Annotated in this window: 1 pseudogene; it reads right to left on the reverse strand. The window is 58.2% G+C overall.

Annotated elements, in window-relative coordinates:
- Positions 1-2243 (reverse strand): annotated as a pseudogene (locus M5B99_RS29410) (sugar-binding protein); the annotation flags it as partial.
- Positions 2244-2270: the final 27 nt, after the last annotated feature.

Below are 2270 nucleotides of genomic sequence, written 5' to 3' on the forward strand. Positions count from 1 at the left end.
GTCACCACGCCATCGGGCCCGGTCTCACTGCGTTGCTGACCCCAGTCGTCATAACCAAAGGTGGTGGTCAGGATCAAATCGTCGTAATCCTCCCAGTCCAACCAGTCGTATTCGGTTTCGCGGATCAACTGCCCACGCAAGTCGTATTCGGCCTCGTAGGTCTGGCGAAACGCACCGCTACTGTCCGGGTTATCCACATCCTGGCGCTCTTCATACACTGGCCGGTTGAGCCCGTCGAACTCGGTGCGGGTCTGCACCTGCTTGACGTCGGTCAGCAGTTGCGCGGCCTTTTGCCGGGTCCCGGCCGACTGCGGCTGAGGTATCAGGAAGTAGCTGTAGTAGCGTGTGGCTTCATAGTCCGGGTCGCCCGGCGCCACGGTTTCGCTCAGCACCCGGCCCAGCGCATCGTAGGTGATGCGGATCTCCACGTCGTTGTCATCGCGACTGAGCAGCGCCTGGCCGTTGAGCAGCGAGCTTTCCTCGATGATGACCTTGCGCACCGCGTCGAAGCTGGTGCTCAGGGTCTGGGTGGTTTGCAGCACGGTTTCACCGACACGCTGGCTGGCGAGGCGCGCATAAGCGTAATCGGTGTGGGTGCACAGGCCGTTGAGAGTAACGCTTTCGCGTTTGGGGCGACCGTATTGCACGCGGTCGGTCAGCTGCTCATGGTAAGTAAAGGTATTGACCTGCAACGTGCGTTCACTGGCGCCCTCGACCTGCAACAGGGTTTCATCCAGGGGGACGACCCAGGGGTTCTGGTTGTTGGCGAGCGCAGTCAGGGTCTTGTAACGATAACGGGTGCACAGCACCGGTGCCGGGTCCCCGTGCTCGGACGTCGCCGGAGTGACGGTGGTTTGCTTGAGCTGGCGCACGAAGTTTTCGGGATCGGCCGGACAGTGACCGGTTTCACCACTCAGCGGGTAGTAAATGCTGGTTTGCTTGATGCCATTGGGCTGGATCCGCTCGGTCAGGTTACCGTGTTCGTCATAGCAGGTGCTCAACACTTCCTGGCGAATACGTCCGGAGTTGCGCACTTCCCAGGTGGTAGTCACCGTCCGCGGCAGTTGGAAGTTGTCCAGTTGATCATCGAAGTCGATGTTGTCCTGGGCATGGTAAGCGGTGACGACGCTCCGGATATGACCGTTCTGGGTGGTTTTCTCTTCGACCAGCAAATGGAAACGGTTGAAGCTGCGTTCGATGGTGCGTACCGCCTGGCCGCCGACCATCAGGCTTTCGGTCGTGCCATAGAGGTAAGCGCGGCGAACCTTGTAGAGGTTGTCCAGGTCGTTGTCTTCCCAGATCAGGCCACTGGCGTTATAACCGAGGAAATTATGCAGGTTGTTGCTGTCATTGCCGCTGTAGGCATACTTGACGGTGATCACGGATTGATCGGTGCCAGGATTGATGCGGTGGTCGGTGACTCGCGGCAGATTGGGCCGGCTGGTGAGCCCGGGGAACGCATGGCCACCGTCATTGTATTCAATGATCTCCTCGCCACCGGTGGGTGTGCGTACTTCGGTGATGCAGGTCAGGTCATTGATTTTGCGGTAGCGGAAATACCAACCGGCCTGGTTGTCGGTGGGCAGTTGCAGTTTTTCGACCTTGTAGTCCGCATCGATCAGGGTCAGCACGAAACGTGCGGCCTCAGCATCATCGGGGTAGAACAGCAACTCAACTTCACGGGCCGTGCGGGTGACCCGCAACAGGACCCGCTGGTCGTCACTGACGGTCTCAAGCAGTGGTGAGTTCAGAAAGGTGGTATAGCTCAACGTGATCATGCGCCCGTTGGCCGAGTAGATCTCATGGGGCAAAGCCACCCGGTTAGCGAGTGGACCAACAATGTTGAGGATTTCCACCAGACCGGACTTGTGCACGACCTTGTAACGGGTGCCACTCAGTTCATGGAAATGAAAACTGTCGAGTTTCTTTTCCTTCATCACCAGCAGGTCGCCGCTGCCGTTACCGGTTTTCTTGAAAGTTTCACCGGTGTGCAATGAAAGGACCTGATTGATCAGGGTGAACTGCGACAGTTGCAGGGTCCAGCCCAGGCCAAAGCCGCTGTCGAGGGTATTGAGGGGGTTGTAGGTCAATGCCAGGGGCAGCACGGGGCCGGCCAGGTCATTGCTCTTGATTTCGGGCAAGGTAATGGCGACGGTATAAAGACCCGTGCGCGGATCAACCCCGCCTTGCAGGAAACTCATGAAGTTGAAGGCGTTGGAATGGACGGCAGTGGAGGTGGTCATGGGAATGAGCCTCAAGTGACAAGATCA

Origin of the sequence: Pseudomonas sp. MWU13-2100 (genome assembly GCF_023242365.1) — a bacterium.
Lineage (GTDB): Bacteria > Pseudomonadota > Gammaproteobacteria > Pseudomonadales > Pseudomonadaceae > Aquipseudomonas.